General features: G+C 27.0%; 1 protein-coding gene. It reads right to left on the reverse strand.

Annotation, left to right across the window (positions count from 1 at the left end; translation table 11 throughout):
* Nucleotides 1-177 precede the first annotated feature (177 nt).
* Nucleotides 178-526: alpha/beta fold hydrolase (locus K0039_RS20570; protein ID WP_228106804.1), on the reverse strand; the 349-nt coding region annotated here is incomplete at its 5' end.

A 526-nucleotide genomic window follows, 5' to 3' on the forward strand; every position in this document is an offset into this window, starting at 1 on the left:
TTTTTAAGAAAGATAAAGAATAAATTGTAACAAATTTTAGGAATATATAATAATAGGGTCTCAGAACTTAGTTACAAGTTCTAAAACCCTATTTGTTTAGTGTAAAATACATCATAAAATTTAGCTTAAATCACTTCACATAATATTACTCTTTTTCTAAGTGTTAATAAAATATAACTATTCCTCTAAAAACTGTAAAAATTCCTGATTAAATAGTTTAAGCGCATCATAGAATATAGCATGACCACTATAATCAAAAGTATATAAAATTGAATCTTCTATTTTTTCATTCATAAAAACTGCAAATTCATATGGACATATTTCATCTAATTTCCCATGAAATATACCAGTAGGCACTCTTACACATTTTAAATCATCAAATAATTCTTCATCTCTCAAAGATACAGCAGTTCCAATAGTTCCAATACCTGATGCACTAAAACCAATATCGTTAAACCATCTTCTAAAGCTTTCTGGTGGATTTGATGCAAATACTTTTTCTCCAAAATCAGTTACCATTTCCGGT

The organism is Terrisporobacter mayombei (assembly GCF_020748465.1).
Lineage (GTDB): Bacteria > Bacillota > Clostridia > Peptostreptococcales > Peptostreptococcaceae > Terrisporobacter > Terrisporobacter mayombei.